This is a genomic window from Mycobacterium sp. NGS22, from assembly GCF_059813095.1.
The window spans coordinates 97,165-113,690 of record NZ_JCALDY010000007.1; the positions used below are offsets into that span (position 1 = coordinate 97,165).

The 16,526-nt window shown below is 66.5% G+C and carries 17 protein-coding genes and 3 tRNA genes; 11 read left to right on the plus strand and 9 right to left on the minus strand.

Features of this window, described 5'->3' with window-relative positions:
- Positions 1–17: 17 nt before the first annotated feature.
- Positions 18–94: transfer RNA gene (locus AC5Y47_RS08715), tRNA-Asp, on the minus strand.
- Positions 95–134: 40 nt separating this feature from the next.
- Positions 135–207, minus strand: a tRNA-Glu gene (locus AC5Y47_RS08720).
- A 147-nt stretch (positions 208–354) separates the two neighbouring features.
- Between AC5Y47_RS08720 and AC5Y47_RS08725 the strand changes: the two genes are divergently transcribed.
- Positions 355–427, plus strand: a tRNA-Lys gene (locus tag AC5Y47_RS08725).
- 117 nt (positions 428–544) lie between these two features.
- The gene (locus AC5Y47_RS08730; protein WP_499943521.1) at positions 545–1,366 is read left to right on the plus strand and encodes a TIGR04255 family protein; all 822 of its coding nucleotides are present in this window, start codon (positions 545–547) and stop codon (positions 1,364–1,366) included.
- Positions 1,367–1,371: 5 nt separating this feature from the next.
- Here AC5Y47_RS08730 and AC5Y47_RS08735 read toward each other — a convergent pair whose 3' ends face one another.
- The gene (locus AC5Y47_RS08735; protein WP_499943522.1) at positions 1,372–2,271 is read right to left on the minus strand and encodes a class I SAM-dependent methyltransferase; all 900 of its coding nucleotides are present in this window, start codon (positions 2,269–2,271) and stop codon (positions 1,372–1,374) included.
- A gap of 82 nt (positions 2,272–2,353) precedes the next feature.
- Between AC5Y47_RS08735 and AC5Y47_RS08740 the strand changes: the two genes are divergently transcribed.
- From AC5Y47_RS08740 to AC5Y47_RS08750, 3 genes are read left to right on the plus strand one after another with little or no spacing between them, the layout of a single operon-like run.
- Positions 2,354–2,854 carry a nucleoside deaminase gene (locus AC5Y47_RS08740; RefSeq protein ID WP_499943523.1) on the plus strand — a complete coding sequence of 167 codons (501 nt, stop codon included), beginning with the start codon at positions 2,354–2,356 and terminating at the stop codon, positions 2,852–2,854.
- Between the two features lie 47 nt (positions 2,855–2,901).
- Positions 2,902–3,348, plus strand: coding sequence for an ArsR/SmtB family transcription factor (locus AC5Y47_RS08745; protein ID WP_499943524.1), 447 nt, complete (start codon positions 2,902–2,904; stop codon positions 3,346–3,348).
- Between the two features lie 10 nt (positions 3,349–3,358).
- Positions 3,359–3,556, plus strand: a complete 198-nt coding sequence (locus tag AC5Y47_RS08750) for a zinc transporter Slc39a7 (RefSeq protein WP_499943525.1) — start codon at positions 3,359–3,361, stop codon at positions 3,554–3,556.
- A 4-nt stretch (positions 3,557–3,560) separates the two neighbouring features.
- Here AC5Y47_RS08750 and AC5Y47_RS08755 read toward each other — a convergent pair whose 3' ends face one another.
- Positions 3,561–4,604 carry an oxygenase MpaB family protein gene (locus AC5Y47_RS08755; protein WP_499943526.1) on the minus strand — a complete coding sequence of 348 codons (1,044 nt, stop codon included), beginning with the start codon at positions 4,602–4,604 and terminating at the stop codon, positions 3,561–3,563.
- 66 nt (positions 4,605–4,670) lie between these two features.
- On the opposite strand from AC5Y47_RS08755, the gene AC5Y47_RS08760 reads away from it, so the two are divergent.
- The 5 genes from AC5Y47_RS08760 to phoU all read left to right on the plus strand — a co-directional run bounded on the left by AC5Y47_RS08760 (position 4,671) and on the right by phoU (position 10,550).
- Complete coding sequence (locus AC5Y47_RS08760) at positions 4,671–5,267, plus strand: TetR/AcrR family transcriptional regulator (RefSeq protein WP_499943527.1); 597 nt, start codon at positions 4,671–4,673, stop codon at positions 5,265–5,267.
- 113 nt (positions 5,268–5,380) lie between these two features.
- Complete coding sequence (locus AC5Y47_RS08765; protein ID WP_499943528.1) at positions 5,381–6,403, plus strand: acyl-ACP desaturase; 1,023 nt, start codon at positions 5,381–5,383, stop codon at positions 6,401–6,403.
- A gap of 7 nt (positions 6,404–6,410) precedes the next feature.
- Positions 6,411–7,544 (plus strand): tRNA dihydrouridine synthase DusB, encoded by a 1,134-nt coding sequence (gene dusB, locus AC5Y47_RS08770; RefSeq protein WP_499943529.1) that lies wholly within the window; start codon positions 6,411–6,413, stop codon positions 7,542–7,544.
- A 147-nt stretch (positions 7,545–7,691) separates the two neighbouring features.
- A complete protein-coding gene (locus tag AC5Y47_RS08775; protein ID WP_499943530.1) occupies positions 7,692–9,857 on the plus strand; it encodes an LCP family protein in 2,166 nt (721 codons plus the stop codon).
- Positions 9,858–9,911: 54 nt separating this feature from the next.
- Positions 9,912–10,550 (plus strand): phosphate signaling complex protein PhoU, encoded by a 639-nt coding sequence (phoU, locus tag AC5Y47_RS08780; RefSeq protein ID WP_499943531.1) that lies wholly within the window; start codon positions 9,912–9,914, stop codon positions 10,548–10,550.
- Positions 10,551–10,555: 5 nt separating this feature from the next.
- On the opposite strand, the gene pstB is transcribed toward phoU, so the two are convergent.
- From pstB to AC5Y47_RS08805, 5 genes are all read right to left on the minus strand, one after another.
- The gene (gene pstB, locus AC5Y47_RS08785; protein WP_499943532.1) at positions 10,556–11,332 is read right to left on the minus strand and encodes a phosphate ABC transporter ATP-binding protein PstB; all 777 of its coding nucleotides are present in this window, start codon (positions 11,330–11,332) and stop codon (positions 10,556–10,558) included.
- A gap of 16 nt (positions 11,333–11,348) precedes the next feature.
- Positions 11,349–12,263 (minus strand): phosphate ABC transporter permease PstA, encoded by a 915-nt coding sequence (gene pstA, locus AC5Y47_RS08790; protein WP_499943534.1) that lies wholly within the window; start codon positions 12,261–12,263, stop codon positions 11,349–11,351.
- Positions 12,260–13,231 (minus strand): phosphate ABC transporter permease subunit PstC, encoded by a 972-nt coding sequence (pstC, locus tag AC5Y47_RS08795; protein WP_499943677.1) that lies wholly within the window; start codon positions 13,229–13,231, stop codon positions 12,260–12,262. The genes pstA and pstC overlap by 4 nt, the downstream gene beginning before the upstream one ends.
- A 142-nt stretch (positions 13,232–13,373) precedes the next feature.
- Positions 13,374–14,276, minus strand: coding sequence for a mycothiol synthase (gene mshD / locus AC5Y47_RS08800; RefSeq protein ID WP_499943535.1), 903 nt, complete (start codon positions 14,274–14,276; stop codon positions 13,374–13,376).
- Positions 14,273–15,046 carry a winged helix-turn-helix transcriptional regulator gene (locus AC5Y47_RS08805; protein WP_499943536.1) on the minus strand — a complete coding sequence of 258 codons (774 nt, stop codon included), beginning with the start codon at positions 15,044–15,046 and terminating at the stop codon, positions 14,273–14,275. The genes mshD and AC5Y47_RS08805 overlap by 4 nt, the downstream gene beginning before the upstream one ends.
- Before the next feature lie 423 nt (positions 15,047–15,469).
- On the opposite strand from AC5Y47_RS08805, the gene lmeA reads away from it, so the two are divergent.
- Positions 15,470–16,267 (plus strand): mannan chain length control protein LmeA, encoded by a 798-nt coding sequence (gene lmeA / locus AC5Y47_RS08810; RefSeq protein WP_499943537.1) that lies wholly within the window; start codon positions 15,470–15,472, stop codon positions 16,265–16,267.
- Positions 16,268–16,526: the final 259 nt, after the last annotated feature.

Below are 16,526 nucleotides of genomic sequence, written 5' to 3' on the forward strand. Positions count from 1 at the left end.
TGTGTGCCTCGCCGTGCTGGCGACCCTGACGGGACTCGAACCCGCGACCTCCGCCGTGACAGGGCGGCGCGCTAACCAACTGCGCCACAGGGCCTTGCTGTGCTGCTACTTGCTCCACACTGATGCGTCGCAAGTACCCCCTACGGGATTCGAACCCGCGCTACCGCCTTGAAAGGGCGGCGTCCTAGGCCGCTAGACGAAGGGGGCCAGAACCGAATCTCTCCGGGGCACTCGCAACGAATTCAACGTTGGGAGCCAAGTCAGCTTAGGGCACCCCGGGCCTAATCCTCAAACGAGGCCGTCCCGGATCCTCAAACGACCGGTCGACGGCTACGCAGTATCCTGTGTGTCCACGCCCCTATAGCTCAGTCGGTAGAGCTACGGACTTTTAATCCGCAGGTCCCAGGTTCGAGCCCTGGTGGGGGCACCGGTCATCACATCATCCGAGGGCCTCTCGGCATCGGTTGGGGGCCCACGCCGCACGGCTGCCCCGGAAATCGAACGCTCCGTTTTCATTCGCACCCGCTTGGTTATGCTCGCGGCTATGCTTCCGGACGTGAATCCCGCTGAGGTCCAACCCAACGCCCCCGTAGCCCTGGTGACTTTGGAAATCCGTCACCCCGCAACCGAAGCCCTCACCGAGTCGACAGCCCGAGAACTCAAGCAACGACTCATCGCCGACCTGCCGATCGAACGTGCCGCCCAGGACGTCCAGTGGGGCATGACCGCCCCGGGGCAGCCACCGCAACCCGTCCAAGATCGCTTCGTCCGCTACTCCAACCGCGAGAACACCACCGCCGCATCGCTGAAGAACCAGGCGATCGTCGTCGAGACCACCGCGTACACCAACTTCGACACCTTCCTGGACATCGCGATGCGCGTGGTCGACGCGCGCTCCTCGGTCACCAACCTGGTGGGCATCGAGCGCATCGGCCTGCGCTACGTGTTGGAGATCCGGGTTCCTGCGGGCGTCGACGGCCGCATCGAATGGACGAACTGGATCGACGAGAGCCTGCTCGGCCCGCAGCGTCTGGCTCCCGGCGGCCTGACCCTGACCGAGTGGCAGGGCGCGGCCGTCTACCGCGAGGCGCAGCCGGGCAAGTCGCTGATCGTCCGGTACGGACCGGGAGTGGGCCAAGCGCTCGACGCCCAATACCACCTGCGCAGGGTCACCCCCGCCGGGACGGGCCAGTTCTTCCTGATGGACATCGACAGCTTCTGGACACCGCCCACCGGCACGATTCCGGAGTACAACCGGGAAGCGCTGGTCTCGACCTACCGGGATCTGTACGCACCGGCGCAGACGGTTTTCCAGGACATGCTGACCACGCGCCTCAAGGACGAGCTGCTCCGCAACAGCCAGTAGACCGGCTACCCCTCGCGCACCGCGCTGCTGTAGGTCACGTCGGCGAATGCTTCCGCGAGTTCGTCGTCAGGGTAGGCAAAGCCGTTGGCTGCGTGCAGTTCCTTGGTGGTGTGCGACGACGTCTGCCAGCCCTCCCCGGACAGGTGGTCCAGGATGTGGCTGCGCTCGGCGTGGTAGACGAGGTCGTTGAAGTCGACCTCGAAGCCGAGTTCAGCCATCCGGTCGTGATGCTCGCGCCAGCGCGGATCCTGGAAGATCCGGGTGTCGGGAACGAACTCGAAGGCCAACCGGCTGCCGGGGGCGCTCAACGCGGTGATGTTGTCGAACAGCGCATCCTGGGCGTCGTCGGGCAGGTAGACCAGCAGCCCTTCCGCGCTCCATGCCGACGGCGCCTCGGTGTCGAACCCCGCGGCGCGCAACGCGGACGCCCAGTCGTCGCGCAGGTCCACCGAGACGGTCCGGCGCTCGGCGGTCGGCTCGGCGCCCAGTTCGCCCAGGGTTTCGGTCTTGAACTCGATCACCTCGGGCATGTCGACTTCGTAGACGACGGTGCCCGCCGGCCACGGCAGTCGGTAGGCACGCGCGTCCAGTCCGGACGCCAGGATGACGACCTGGCCGATACCGCCGTGGGTGGCGTCGAGGAAGAACTGGTCATAGAACCTGGTACGGCAGGCCATGCCTTTGGCCATCCGCTCGGGGTCGAACTCGGACTCTTCGGTGACCGGGATCTCCCCGTTCACCAGCCGGACATAGACGTCGATGCCTACCGCGCGCACCAGTGGTGCGGCATACGGATCCTCGATGTAGCCATGTTCAGACGAAAGGGCCCGTTGCGCGGCCACCATGGTGGCTGTCGCGCCAACGCTCGTAGCAAGGTCCCATCGATCCCGATCGGTACGCACCATCCAACTCCCAACAGCAAAAAATATAGACAATCTAGTTAATATCACAGCTTCGGCTGTGTCCTCTCGGACTACCCTGCGACCTGTGACCGACTTCGCCCAACGCACCATCGACCTCGCTCGCCGCAACGTCGCCGACGGCGGCCGTCCGTTCGCGACGGTGATCGTCAAGGACGGCGAAGTGCTGGCCGAGAGCGCCAACCAAGTCGCTCAGACCAACGACCCGACCGCGCACGCCGAGATACTGGCTATCCGCGATGCGTGCACGAAACTGGGCACCGAGCATCTCGTCGGCACCACCATCTACGTGCTGGCTCACCCGTGCCCGATGTGCCTGGGCTCGCTGTATTACTGCTCCCCCGACGAGGTGGTGTTCCTGACCTCGCGCGACGAGTACGAACCGCACTACGTCGACGACCGTAGATACTTCGAGCTCGCCACCTTCTACGACGAGTTCGCCAAGGACTGGCGGGACCGTCGGTTGCCCATGCGCTACGAGGCCCGCCCGGATGCCGTCGACGTCTACCGGTTCTGGCAGGCACGCAACGGCGGCCAACGCACCGCGACCGTCGTACCGGGCGACTGACCATCGGGCATTGACACCGTGCCCTCCCATGGAACTATTATCTGCGTATGCATGCAGATAATAGACCTCTGCGGCTTCCCGATGACCAGGCTGCGCTGGTGGTCGAGATCTTCCGGATGCTCGCTGACACCACCCGGGTACAGGTGCTGTGGTCGCTGGCGAATCACGAAAGGTCGGTGAATGAGCTCGCCGAGCACGTGGGCAAGCCCGCGCCGTCGGTGTCGCAGCACCTGGCCAAGCTGCGCATGGCGCGACTGGTCCGCACCCGTCGCGAGGGCACCACGATCTTCTACAGCCTGGAGAACGACCACGTGCGTCAGCTCGTCATCGACGCGGTCTACAACGCCGAACACGCCGGACCCGGAGTTCCGCGCCATCACCGCGGCGAGGGCGGTCTGCACGCCGTGGGGGACGGGGTTCACCCGCCGACTGTGAATCCTGCGACGCGACACGCGGATTCAGCGTCGAGAGATTCACACTCGGCGCGTAAGTAAGGAGCAAGAAATGTCAGAACACAGCCATGACCAGCCGCACACGCACGAACACCAGCACGGCGACGTCACGCATACCCACGAGCACACCGCTCACGACCACGAGCATGTCACCCACGAGCACCCGCACTCACACGACGACGGCACCGAGCACACCCATGAGCACGTGCACCAGTCCGGACTGGACGACGTGCACAGTCACGCGCACTGAGGGATCAGACGTTCGGGCAGTAGTGCTTCGGGTCGCCCCGCTCGTCCAGCGGGGGAAGGTTGCGTGCCGCCGTCTGCGGCAGCGGCGCATCCGCGGCGATGCGGCCGGAGGCGCGGTCGAGGCCGGCCCGGGCCCGCGGGTGCTTGCGGTACCGGGGCGGCACGCACGAGAAGACCAGCCAGACCAGGTTGCCGAAGCGCCGGTGCAGCCATTCGTCGCGCCGTGACCAGGTGAAGCCGAGCCGCTCCCGGACCGCCGGGTGGTAGAAGCCGACCGTCAGCCAGACGAACAGAGGCCGGGACAGCCTGGTCAGGCCGCCCCACAACCATTTAGGCAGCCAGGGCGCGATCGGCAGCTTGTCGTACAAGGTCAGGTCCAGCACGGCCCGCGTCGCGTAGTTGTCCTCTAATACCTCGCGGCACATGTGATCCCAGTAGTCCTGGAATTCCTCCCAGGACTGCGGCACCGGCCGCATGCTCATGCCGTACATCCGATACCACTGGACGTGTTCGTCGAACAGTTGCCGCTTCTGCGCTTCGGTCAGCCCGCCGCCGAACCGTTCGGCCACCAGGATGGTGCCCATGAAGAACGTGCTGTGCGCCCAGTAGAAGACGTCGGGGTTCAGGGCGTGGTAGCGACGGCCCTGCTCATCGACGCCCTTGATGTCGGTGTGGTAGTCGCGCACCTCAGCCCCCGTCTGAGGGGCCCGGTCACCGTCGAACACCACCCCGCCGATCGGGTACAGCGACCGCATCACCCGCGGCAGGGGCTCCCGGAAGAAGGTCGAGTGATCCTGGACGGCAGCGCCCAACTGCGGGTGCATGTTCTGCATGGAGCCCGCGAACGGACCTTGCAGGATGCCGCGCCAGTCGCCGAAGTACTTCCACGTCAGAGACTGCGGGCCGAGCGGCACCGGAGGCGCTTCGTAACCCGGCGACGACACCGGGCACCCGGCGGCCACGCCGTCGGATGGCGCGGGCGGGGCCACTTCGCTGGGCTCGGAATTGCCGCTGGTCTCCGGGCAGGCAGCGGACGTATCTTGGGTCACTGGTGAAATCCTCGGTTGTCAGCAATTCTGACCACACACGTTGTCAGAATCGATCTTAGGAGCGAAGTGCAGGGCAGTCAACGGCGGGGCCGCTGGTCGGGCGTCCCCCTGGAAGACCGCCACGCCCTGCGCCGAGACCGATTCGTCGCCGCCGGCGTCGAGTTGCTGGGCGGGGAGCATGGCCCGGCGCTCACGGTGCGCGCCGCCTGTCGTCACGCCGACCTCACCGAACGCTACTTCTACGAGAGTTTCACCGATCGCGAACAGTTCGTCCGGGCGGTTTACGACGACGTCTGCACCCGCGCCATGGACGCGCTGACGTCGGCGAAGACACCGCGGGAAGCCGTCGAGCGCTTTGTCACCCTGATGGTCGACGATCCGGTGCGCGGACGGGTGCTGTTGCTGGCACCCGCGGTCGAACCGACGCTGACCCAGTCCGGTGCGGCATGGATGCCCACCTTCATCGATCTGCTGCAACGCAAGCTGTCCCGCATCGCCGACCCGGTCGTCCAGAAACTGGTCGCCACCAGCCTGATCGGTGCCCTCACCGGCCTGTTCACGGCGTACCTGACCGGGCAGCTGGGCGCCAGTCGCGAACAGTTCATCGACTACTGCGTCGACATGCTGCTCAGCACGGCGGCCAGCTACGCGACGCTCGCCTGAACCCGCTGAATGTGACCTCGCCGTGATGCGCCACACCGTCGGCGAAACTTGATGCTACTGATAGGCACAGATATATTGACTGCAACCCGACGACACAGATAACTGGAGGCGTCATGTCAGCGGAGCTGACCAACCTGCAGCTTTTGCAAGAACTCGAACCGGTGGTCGAGACGTACATCAACCGGCACGAGAAGATGCACAAGAACTGGAACCCGCACGACTACATCCCGTGGTCGGACGGCAAGAACTTCTACGCCCTCGGCGGCCAGGAATGGCATCCCGAGGAAAGCAAGCTCTCCGACCTCGCCCAGGTGGCGATGGTGCAGAACCTGATGACCGAGGACAATCTGCCGTCCTACCACCGCGAGATCGCGATGAACTTCGGCCTGGACGGAGCCTGGGGTCACTGGGTCAACCGCTGGACCGCGGAGGAGAACCGGCACGGGATCGCGCTGCGCGACTACCTCGTGGTGAGCCGCGCGGTCGACCCCGTCGAGCTGGAAAGACTGCGCATGGAGGTGGTCAACCGGGGGTTCAGCCCGGGCCAGAACCACCAGGTGCGCGAAGATCTGTTCGCCGAGAGCCTGTTCGACTCGGTCATCTACGTGACCTTCCAGGAGCTGGCGACGCGGATCTCGCACCGCAACACCGGCAAGGCGTGCAACGAGACCGTCGCTGATCAGCTGCTGGCCAAGATCTCGGCCGACGAGAACCTGCACATGATCTTCTACCGCGACGTCAGCGAGGCCGGCTTCGCCGCCGCGCCCAACCAGGCGATGAGGTCGCTGCACAAGGTGCTGCGCAACTTCCAGATGCCCGGCTTCCAGGTGCCGGAGTTCCGCCGCAAGGCGGTGTTCATCGCCGTCGGCGGCGTCTACGACCCGCGCATCCACCTCGACGAGGTCGTCATGCCGGTACTCAAGAAGTGGCGCATCTTCGAGCGCGACGACTTCACCGGCGAAGCTGCCGCCATGCGGGACGACCTGGCGCTGCTGATCAAGGAACTCGAGCAGTCCTGCGACAAGTTCGAGGTGTCCAAGCAGCGCCAACTCGATCGGGAGGCCCGTACCGGTAAGCGAACCACGGCCTTCGAGCTGCACCAGACCACCGGCACGCTGACCATGAGCGGGCGGTAGCCGGCCGGTGCGCATCGGACCCATCGAGCTGGCCAGCCCGGTGGTGCTGGCCCCGATGGCCGGCGTGACGAACACCGCCTTTCGCACGCTGTGTCGCGAGCAGGAGCTGTCCAAGGTCGGCACGGTCAGCGGCCTCTACGTGTGCGAGATGGTGACCGCGCGGGCGCTCGTCGAGCGCCACCCGGTCACCATGCACATGACCACGTTCGCCCCGGACGAATCCCCACGCTCGCTGCAGCTCTACACCGTCGACCCGGACACCACCTACGCCGCGGCCAGGATGATCGCCGACGAGGGACTGGCCGACCACATCGACATGAACTTCGGCTGTCCCGTGCCCAAGGTGACCCGGCGCGGCGGCGGGGCGGCCCTGCCGTTCAAGCGGCGGCTGTTCGGCCAGATCGTGGCCGCCGCCGTGCGCGCCACCGAAGGCACCGACATCCCGGTGACGGTCAAGTTCCGCATCGGGATCGACGACGAGCATCACACCCATCTGGACGCCGGCCGGATCGCCGAAGCCGAAGGCGCGTCCGCCGTCGCCCTGCATGCGCGTACCGCCGCGCAACGCTATTCGGGTACCGCCGACTGGGACCAGATCGCCCGGCTGAAGGAGCAGGTACGGACCATCCCGGTGCTGGGAAACGGCGACATCTACGACGCCAGCGATGCGCTGGCCATGATGGCCGCCACCGGGTGCGACGGCGTGGTGATCGGCCGCGGCTGCCTCGGCCGGCCCTGGCTGTTCGCCGAACTGTCGGCCGCGTTCACCGGCAGCCCGGCACCGGTCCCGCCGAACCTCGGCGAGGTGGCCGACATCGTCCGCCGCCACGGCGCCCTGCTGGCCGCGCACTTCGGCGAGGACAAAGGCATGCGCGACATCCGCAAGCACATCGGCTGGTACCTGCACGGCTTCCCGGCCGGATCCGATCTGCGTCGGTCGTTGGCGCTGGTCAAGACGTTGGACGAACTCGACGACCTGCTGGGACAGCTGGACGGCGCCGCGCCGTTCCCGGCGGCGGGCAACGGTCCGCGCGGCCGGCAAGGCTCACCGGCACGGGTGTCGCTCCCGGAGGGCTGGCTGGACGACCCCGAGGACTGCCGGGTGCCCGAGGGCGCCGACGTCATGCACTCGGGCGGCTGAGGGCGGCTGATGGCGGCCGAACCGAGACCCTGCTGAAATCGCGTCTCGGCCGAGAAATCAGTACGATGTGAGCCTTACTGCTTTTTTGCGCGGCGCTGTCTGAAGTGCTGCGCTGACGTGCGCGCACATTCGGAGGCCAGGTAAGACATGAGTGACGGCGACACAGGCGCCACTCCTGGTCCTCGGCGCAGTTCCGACGGCACTGAGGACCGGCTTACCGCAAACCCGCATCCATTGCCAGGCGCCGCGCCGTGGGAACGGTTTTCGGCGCCGTCGGTCGACGAAGATCTGAGCCGGTGGTCGCCCAAGGCGCAAGATGCCCACGATGAGGAGCGTCCAGAGGAGTCCGGCACTCGCCATGACGGCCCGCTGAGTGTCGCCGAACTGATCGCCAGACTCGGCGCCACGGTTCCCGACCGGCCCACTCCGCACCACGTCGCGGAGGAGCCCCACGAATCCGCAGACCCGGAAGACCCGGAAGCGCACCCGGAAGCAGACCCGGCACCGGAGTCCGCCGAACTAACCGACGACCTGTCCGACACGCAGGTTTTGCCGATCCCCGCGTATTCGCTGCAACTGCTTTCGGAATTGCCCGATCTCGGGGCGGCCAACTATCCGCACGATTCCGACGACGACGCCATCGGACCCGAGCCGGGTTCGACGAAGACGCAAAGCCGGCGAGCCTGCGAGACCGCCGAGGACCGCGCCCCAAAGACGCGCGAACCGAAACGGCGATCCCGTCGCCGCCCGGCCATGATCGCCGGACGTTCGGCGGCAGCCATCATCGCGCTGCTGTCGTTGGTGTTGACCGGCGCCGCGTACCAGTGGAGTGCGTCGAAGAACAATCAGCTGAACACCGTGAACGCGCTGGACCCGCAGTCGGCCGACATCGTCGACCCCAACGCACAGTACGGCGACGAGAATTTCCTGATCGTCGGCATGGACTCGCGGCTGGGGGCCAACGCCAACGTGGGCGCCGGTGACACCGAGGACGCCGGCGGCGCCCGGTCGGACACGGTGATGCTGGTCAACATCCCCGCCGACCGCAAACGCGTGGTCGCCGTGTCGTTCCCGCGTGACCTGGCGATCAACCCGATCCAGTGCGAAGCCTGGAACCCGGAAACGGGCAAGTATGGCCCCATCTACGACCCCAAGACCGGCAAGACGGGTCCGCGCATGGTGTACACCGAGACCAAGCTGAACTCGGCGTTCTCCTTCGGCGGCCCCAAATGTCTGGTCAAGGTCATCCAGAAACTCTCCGGGTTGAGCGTGAACCGGTTCATCGCCATCGACTTCGTCGGGTTCGGCCGGATGGTCGAGGCGCTCGGCGGCGTCGAGGTCTGCAGCACCACGGCGCTGCGGGACTACGAGTTGGGCACCGTGCTCGACCACGCCGGTCGGCAGGTCATCGATGGGCCCACCGCGCTGAACTATGTCCGCGCGCGCCAGGTCACCACCGAGAGCAACGGCGACTACGGCCGCATCAAGCGCCAGCAGCTGTTCCTGTCCTCGCTGCTCCGCGCGATGATCTCCGAGGACACGTTGATGAACCTCAACAAGCTCAACAACGTCGTCAACATGTTCATCGCCAACAGCTACGTCGACAACGTCAAAACCAGGGACCTGGTCGAGCTGGGCCGATCCCTGCAGCACATGGCGGCCGGCCACGTCACGTTCGTCACCGTGCCGACCGGAATCACCGACCAGGACGGCAACGAGCCACCCCGGACAGCCGACATGAAAGCGCTGTTCACAGCCATCATCAACGACGATCCGCTGCCGTTGGAGAACGACCACAACGCGCAGACCCTGGGGACTTCGCGTACGCCGGGCACCACTTCGGGACCCTCTACCACCAAGAAGACGCCCGAGGCGGCCCCGACCAACGAGACGCACCGCGAGCAGGTGGTGACCACCTCCCCGCAAGAGGTCACCGTGCAGGTCTCCAACGGCACCAGCACCTCCGGTTTGGCGGCCACCGCAGCCAGCCAGCTCAAGCGCAACGGTTTCAACGTGATGACACCCGACGACTATCCGAACACGCTGAAGGCCACCACGGTGTTCTTCTCGCCCGGCAACGAGCAGGCTGCCGCGACGGTCGCCGCGGCGTTCGGCAACTCCAAAGTGGAACGGGTCACCGGAATCGGTTCGGTGGTCCAGGTGGTGATCGGCCCGGACTTCAGCGCGGTGAGCGCCCCGCCGCCCAGCGGATCCTCGGTCAGCATACAGATCAGCCGCAACTCCGGCAGCACGCCGACCAGGCTGCCCGAAGACCTCACGGTGACCAATGCGGCCGACACCACCTGCGAGTAGTCGCCCACGTGGTGCTTAATCACAATTCGGCGTTATAGAACGTAGTCTTTACCCATGCGCACCGCTTACCATGAGCAGCTCACGGAACTCTCCGAGCGGCTCGGCCAGATGTGTGGCCTGGCGGGGATGGCGATGGAGCGGGCCACCCAGTCCCTGTTGCAAGCCGATCTCGTGCTGGCCGAACAGGTGATCACCGACCACGAGCAGATCTCGGCGCTGAGCACCCAGGCCGAGGAGAGCGCCTTCGTCCTGTTGGCGCTGCAGGCCCCGGTTGCCGGTGATCTCCGGTCCATCGTGAGCGCGATTCAGATCGTGGCGGACATCGACCGGATGGGCGCGCTGGCACTGCACGTCGCCAAGATCGCCCGCCGTCGGCACCCGCAGCACGCACTGCCCGAAGAGGTCAACGGGTACTTCGCCGAAATGGGGAGAGTCGCAGTCGAATTGGGCACCAGCGCGCAAGAGGTGCTGCAGACCCGAGACCCGGAGAAGGCCGCGCGGATCCGCGAAGAAGACGACGCGATGGACGACTTGCACCGGCACCTGTTCAGCGTGCTGATGGACCGGGAATGGAAGCACGGGGTGGCGGCCGCCGTCGACGTGACCTTGCTGGGCCGGTTCTACGAGCGTTTTGCCGACCACGCGGTCGAGGTCGCCCGCCGGGTCATCTTCCAGGCCACCGGCACGATGTAGGACGCTCAGCCGAATCGGCCGGAGATGTAGTCCTCGGTGGCTTTCTGGGTCGGGTTGGAGAAGATCTTCTCGGTGTCGTCGATCTCGACCAAGCGACCCGGTTTGCCGGTGGCCTCCAAGTTGAAGAACGCGGTCTGGTCACTCACCCGGGCGGCCTGCTGCATGTTGTGGGTCACGATGACGATGGTGTAGTCCTGCTTCAACTCGCTGATCAGTTCCTCGATCGCCATGGTCGAGATGGGATCCAGCGCCGAACAGGGCTCGTCCATCAGCAGCACGTCGGGTTGTACCGCGATGGCACGCGCGATGCACAGTCGCTGCTGTTGCCCGCCGGACAATCCGCCGCCGGGCCTGTCCAACCGGTTCTTCACCTCGTCCCACAGGTTCGCGCCGCGCAGCGAGTGTTCGGCGGTCTCGGCCAGCAGCTTGCGGTTACGCACGCCCTGCAACTTCAGGCCGGCCACCACGTTGTCCCGAATCGACATGGCCGGGAACGGATTCGGCCGCTGAAAGACCATCCCGATCGCCCGGCGCACCCCCACCGGGTCGATGCGCGAGCCGTAGATGTCCTCGTCGTCGAGCAGCACGCTGCCCTGGACCCGCGCACCGGGGATGACCTCATGCATCCGGTTCAACGTGCGCAGCACGGTCGTCTTGCCGCAGCCGGACGGGCCGATGAACGCGGTCACGCTGCGCGGCAGAACCGACAGCGACACGTCGGCGACCGCGTGGAACGACCCGTAGTAGATGTTGACCTCTTTGAGGTCCAACCGTTTGGCCACGTAAAACAGCTCCTGCCTAGGTTCTCTTCGGGCCGAAGATCCGTGCGACCACCCTGGCCCCGATATTGATCATCGCAATCAACACGATCAATGTCAGCGCGGCACCCCACAGTCGGTCGGTCGGGACGGAACTGGTGCCCGCCCCGGCTGTCGTCTGGTCATAGATCATGCCGGGCAACGTCCCCATGTAGTCGCTGGAGACGTCGAAATTCGTGGCGTGGAAATAGCCGACCAGAACCAGCAACGGCGACGTCTCACCCAGTACCCGACCGAGCGCCAGCAGGATCCCGGTCAAGATGCCGGCGCGACCGGTGGGCAGCACCACCCGGGTGATGGTCCTCCACTTCGGTACCCCCAGAGCGTAGCTGGCTTCACGCAGGTCCTCCGGGACGCTGCGCAGCATCTCTTCGGTCGCCCGGGCGATCACCGGCAGCATCAGCAACACCAGCGCCAACGCCGCCGCGAATATCGAGCGGCGCAGGCCCAGCACCGCGACCCACACCGCATAGACGAACAACGCCGCCACGATCGAAGGAAGGCCGGCCAGGATGTCGACGGTGAACGTGACCAGGCGGGCCAGCCGGCTGCTGCCGCCGTATTCGACCAGGTAGATCCCGACCAGGACACCGAATGGGACAGAGATCACCGCACACACCAGACCCAGCAGCAGGGTGCCCACGATGGCGTGGTAGGCACCCCCGCCGGTCTCGACGGCCGTCCTGCCCTCCTCCGAGTTGATCCACCAACTGCTCACCGTGAGCGCCTTGAATCCGCGCAGCAGCACCGAGGACAACACCCACAGCAGCGATGTCAACGCGATCACCATCGACAGGCAGACCAACACGGTGGCCGCCGTGTCGGCGATGCGACGGCGCCGGCTGAGTCCGGAAATCCTCCGCCATTTCAGCGGACGGTCCAGCATCGAGGTCATTGCGCTCTCCCGGCGTGCGGCCGGGTCACGGCTCGGCGGGCCCGCGCGTTGACCACGAAGGTGAGTGCGAACAGCACCAGGCCCGCGGCCATGTACGCACCGACCTGGTACTTGTTGTCGAATTGGGGTGCGTTGGCGGCGATCTTGGTGGCGAACGTGGAGCCGCCGTCGAACAGTGACCACCCGAATGCCTCCCGGGTGCCGCGCAGGATGATCAGCAGCGCGACCGTCTCACCCAGAGCCCGGCCCAAGCCCAGGATTCCGCCACTGACGAAGCCGGATCTGCCGAACGGAAGGACGGTCGTCTTGACCACTTCCCAGCGGGTGGCGCCGAGCGCCATAGCGGCCTCGATGTGGTCCTGCGGTGTCTGCACGAACACTTCGCGGGTGACGGCGGTGACGATCGGCAGGATCATCACCGCCAAGACCATCCCGCCGGTGAAGATGGTGCCGTCGCTCACCGATGCGCTGCCGGTTGCGAACAGAAACCAGTGCCCCAGATGGGTATTCAGCCAGATCGCCAGGGGACGCAGCTCGGGCGCCAGCACGTGCAGTCCCCAGACGCCGTAGATGACGGACGGCACCGCGGCCAACAGATCGACGGTGTGCGACATCGGTGCGGCCAGTTTGCGCGGGGCGTACTGGGTGAGATAGATCGCCACGCCCAGCGCCACCGGCATGGCCACAACCAGGGCGAACACCGACACGAACAGGGTCACCTGCAACTGTTCGGCGATGCCGAACCGCATCGCGGCGGCGTCGGAGGTGACCCAGCGGCCGCCGTAGGTGAAGAAGTTCTCCCGGTTGCGCACCAGCGCCGGCACCGCCCGCCACAGCAGGAAGATGCCGATCGCCGCGATCAGCGCGACCATCAACCCACCGGCACCCTCCGAAATCCGTCGGAAGATCCGATCCCCCACGTGCCGGCCGGATTGGCCGAGCAGGCGGCCCGAGACGGCCGGCGGCACGGCGACGACCTCGCCCGAGCCTGCGTCGGCTGGGTCTGGCGTCACTGTGATCCCGTCAATTCCCCGTCACCGCGGCCCGGCGGAGCCTCGGTCGCCATGTCACCGCAACCCGTCGATCGCGGTGACCAGGCGCGCCTCGACCTTATCCGGCGGCCGCGTAGGCCGTGTCGACGCTGTATACGGTGAAGTCCGTCTTCTCATAGGTGCGCACCGCGGCTTTGTTGTCGGATTCGACGTAGAGCAGCGCCGTGGGATCAGGCCGGTCGGCCAGTCGCCGCGCCAGCGAGGCCAGGCCGATCGACGTCAGCGCCTGACCCAGGCCCCGGCCCTGCGCCGCAGGATCCACACCCAGCACGTAGACCTCCCCCAACCCGGCCGGGTCCGGATGCACCTTGGTCCAGTGGAAACCCAGCAAGGTGTCGTGCTGATCCTCGAAGGCCAGGAACAGGCCGTCCGGGTCGAACCACGGCTCGGCGCGCCGCTCGTCCAGCTCACGTTCGGTCCAGCCACCCTGTTCCGGATGGTAGGAGAACGCGGCGTTGTTCACCCGCAGCAGTTCGGCATCGTCGTCCGGGCCGGCGTAAGTGCGGATCCGCAGCCCGTCCGGGATCGTCGGCTCGGGGACATCGCGCAGCGGGCGCCGCATCTGCAACAGTTCCCGAACGGCGACCAGACCCAGAGCCGACGCGGTGGCTGTGGCCGACTCGAGCGTGCCGTGCGCCCAGAACTGGTTGCCCCGGCCGGTCTTGTGCAGCGCCGCGCGCGCCAGCGCCGCACCGATCCCCTGACGCCGATGCCGGGGGTGCACCACCAATTCGGCCATCGCGGCGGCGTCCTCGCGGGACGGGCTCAGGTTGAGGTAACCGACAATGGCGTCGCCGGCATCGGAAGCCAACAGGTGCTCGGTGCGATCGTGCGCCAGTTCGCGCAGCACCTGTTCACCGACGGGCGCCACCGCATCGAATTCCGTTGCGGCACTGATGATATCGCGGACAGCCTGCTGCTGGCCGGCGGTCAGGGCCGGGCGCCAGTCCAGCGTCGTCACTGGGTGCGCAGCGGGTCGGGAAGGGGATCGGGGGCACCGTCGCGGTTTACCTCGGCGTCGGCGTCGGCGTCGTCGGGCTCGGTGGCCGCTACCCGGCCGCGCGCGGGTCGCACCGCCTTGTAGCCGACGTTGCGGACCGTGCCGATCAGCGCTTCGTGCTCGGACCCGAGTTTTGCCCGCAGCCGCCGGACGTGGACGTCGACGGTGCGGGTGCCGCCGAAGAAGTCGTATCCCCACACCTCGTGCAGCAACTGCGCGCGGGTGAATACCCGGCCGGCGTGCTGCGCCAGGTACTTGAGCAGTTCGAACTCTTTGTAGGTCAGGTCGAGCGGGCGACCCCGCAAGCGGGCCGTGTAGGTGCCCTCGTCGATCACCAGCTCACCCAGGCTCACCTTGCCGATGCTCTCCTGATCGGCCAGACCTCCGCGGCGCCCCACTACCAGCCGCAGCCGGGCATCGATCTCGGCCGGTCCGGTGCTGGGCAACAGGATCTCGTCCAGACCCCAGTCGGCGCTGACCGCCACCAGACCGCCTTCGCTCACCACCGCCAGCACCGGCACCGCTCGGCCCGCGGTGCTCAGCAGGCGGCACAGCCCGCGCGCCGCCGAGAGATCGTTGCGCGCGTCGACGAGCACGGCGTCGGCGTTACCCGCCTCCAACAGTGAGGACGCCTCCGCCGGCGCCGTCCGCACGGAATGAGGGAGCAGCGACAGCGACGGCAGGACAGGATCGGAATACAGCTCCGAGGTCAGCAGTAGTAGTTCCAACAAGCCCCTCCAGCGTTGTGGGCAAGGCCTCCAGATTCATCGCGACACATGACGTTAGCGGCCAGAACATCTAACGATAACGTGCAACGTGGCTTTTGGCCTTCCGACGTGGTCTTTCGCACCTACCCCATACCGCCGGAACCCGCCGGTGCCGCTTGCCGGGCACGGCCTGCCACGGCGGCCGCTGCGCTGTGCGTCGCTCCCTTCCCCCCGGCAACCGGACGGTGTTGCCGCGCCGGGCGCGCGACGCCCCTACCGGGACCGATGCCGGATGCGACCGCGCTTTGGAACCGGGATGCGACACCACCGAATCATCGAACCCTCGGTGATTGTCACCCCGACTGTCGACGGCTCGGCCGGTGTCGCAGCCGTGCGAGGCGTTGTGACCAAAGCAACACGGCCGACGAGCGGTGTCACAATGACTCGGTGCGCAGGATCCTGGTCGGTGCGGCCGCCGTGACGATCGCCGTCGTGCTCGGCGCGTTGAGCGTCGACTACGGCGCGAGCATCTTCGCCGAATACCGCCTCTCGGCTGCCGTCCGCAGAGCCGCCGACCTGGAATCGGACCCGTTCGTGGCCATCCTGGCCTTCCCGTTCATCCCGCAGGCGATGCGCCAGCACTACAACGAACTGGAGATAAAGGCCAGCGGCGTCGATCAACCGGGGGTCGGCCGGGCCACCCTCGAGGCGACCATGCATTCGATCGGGCTCACTGACTCATCCTGGCTGATCAGACAGGACGCCAAGCTGCCGGTGCGCGAACTGGAAAGCCGCATCATCATCGACTCGGTGCATCTGGGCCGATATCTGGGCATCACCGACCTGATGGTGGAGACGCCGCCCCAGGAGTCCAACGACGCCACCGGCGGAACCACCGAGTCTGGAATATCCGGCAGCCACGGGCTGGTGTTCAGCGGCACTCCGAAATCGGCGGCTTTCGATCACCGGGTCAGCGTCTCGGTAGACCTGTCCATCGCCTCGGATGATTCGGCGACGCTGGTCATCACCCCCACCGGCGTGCTCCTCGGCCCAAACACGGCCGACCAGGTTGTCCCGGACGACAAGCGGACGGCCGTGCTGCGCGCGTTCAGCGGCAGGTTGCCCGGCCAGAAGTTGCCGTTCGGAGTGGGACCGACCACCGTCGGGGCCCGCGGCTCCGACGTCATCATCGAAGGCATCACCTACGACGTCGCCGTCCGGCTGGTGGAATTCAAACAGTCGTGAATCGGCCGGTTGGCGGCCGTAATGCCGTTGTTGGCTTCATCACTGTGTCATTGGGTAAGCTGTCCGACGTGTCAGCCCGCACCGAGCTTCTGCTCTCCAAGTGCCGCACAGTCGATCTGTGCCGCACCGCGGGTTGTTGCTGTTGCTGTAGCTGCTGAGTAGCCGCGCCTTTCTGCGCAGCACTCGGAGCAGCCCGGAGCTCTCACCGCGGCATGTCTCCTTACGCGCAACAGGCATACCTAGGAGTAAATCCGTGTCG

Coding starts and splice junctions, on each gene's coding strand:
- AC5Y47_RS08730 (WP_499943521.1), top strand. CDS start 545: ATGCTTCCGGACGTGAATCCCGCTGAGGTCCAACCCAACGCCCCCGTA.
- AC5Y47_RS08735 (WP_499943522.1), bottom strand. CDS start 2,271: ATGGTGCGTACCGATCGGGATCGATGGGACCTTGCTACGAGCGTTGGC.
- AC5Y47_RS08745 (WP_499943524.1), top strand. CDS start 2,902: ATGCATGCAGATAATAGACCTCTGCGGCTTCCCGATGACCAGGCTGCG.
- AC5Y47_RS08750 (WP_499943525.1), top strand. CDS start 3,359: ATGTCAGAACACAGCCATGACCAGCCGCACACGCACGAACACCAGCAC.
- AC5Y47_RS08765 (WP_499943528.1), top strand. CDS start 5,381: ATGTCAGCGGAGCTGACCAACCTGCAGCTTTTGCAAGAACTCGAACCG.
- AC5Y47_RS08775 (WP_499943530.1), top strand. CDS start 7,692: ATGAGTGACGGCGACACAGGCGCCACTCCTGGTCCTCGGCGCAGTTCC.
- phoU (WP_499943531.1), top strand. CDS start 9,912: ATGCGCACCGCTTACCATGAGCAGCTCACGGAACTCTCCGAGCGGCTC.
- pstA (WP_499943534.1), bottom strand. CDS start 12,263: ATGACCTCGATGCTGGACCGTCCGCTGAAATGGCGGAGGATTTCCGGA.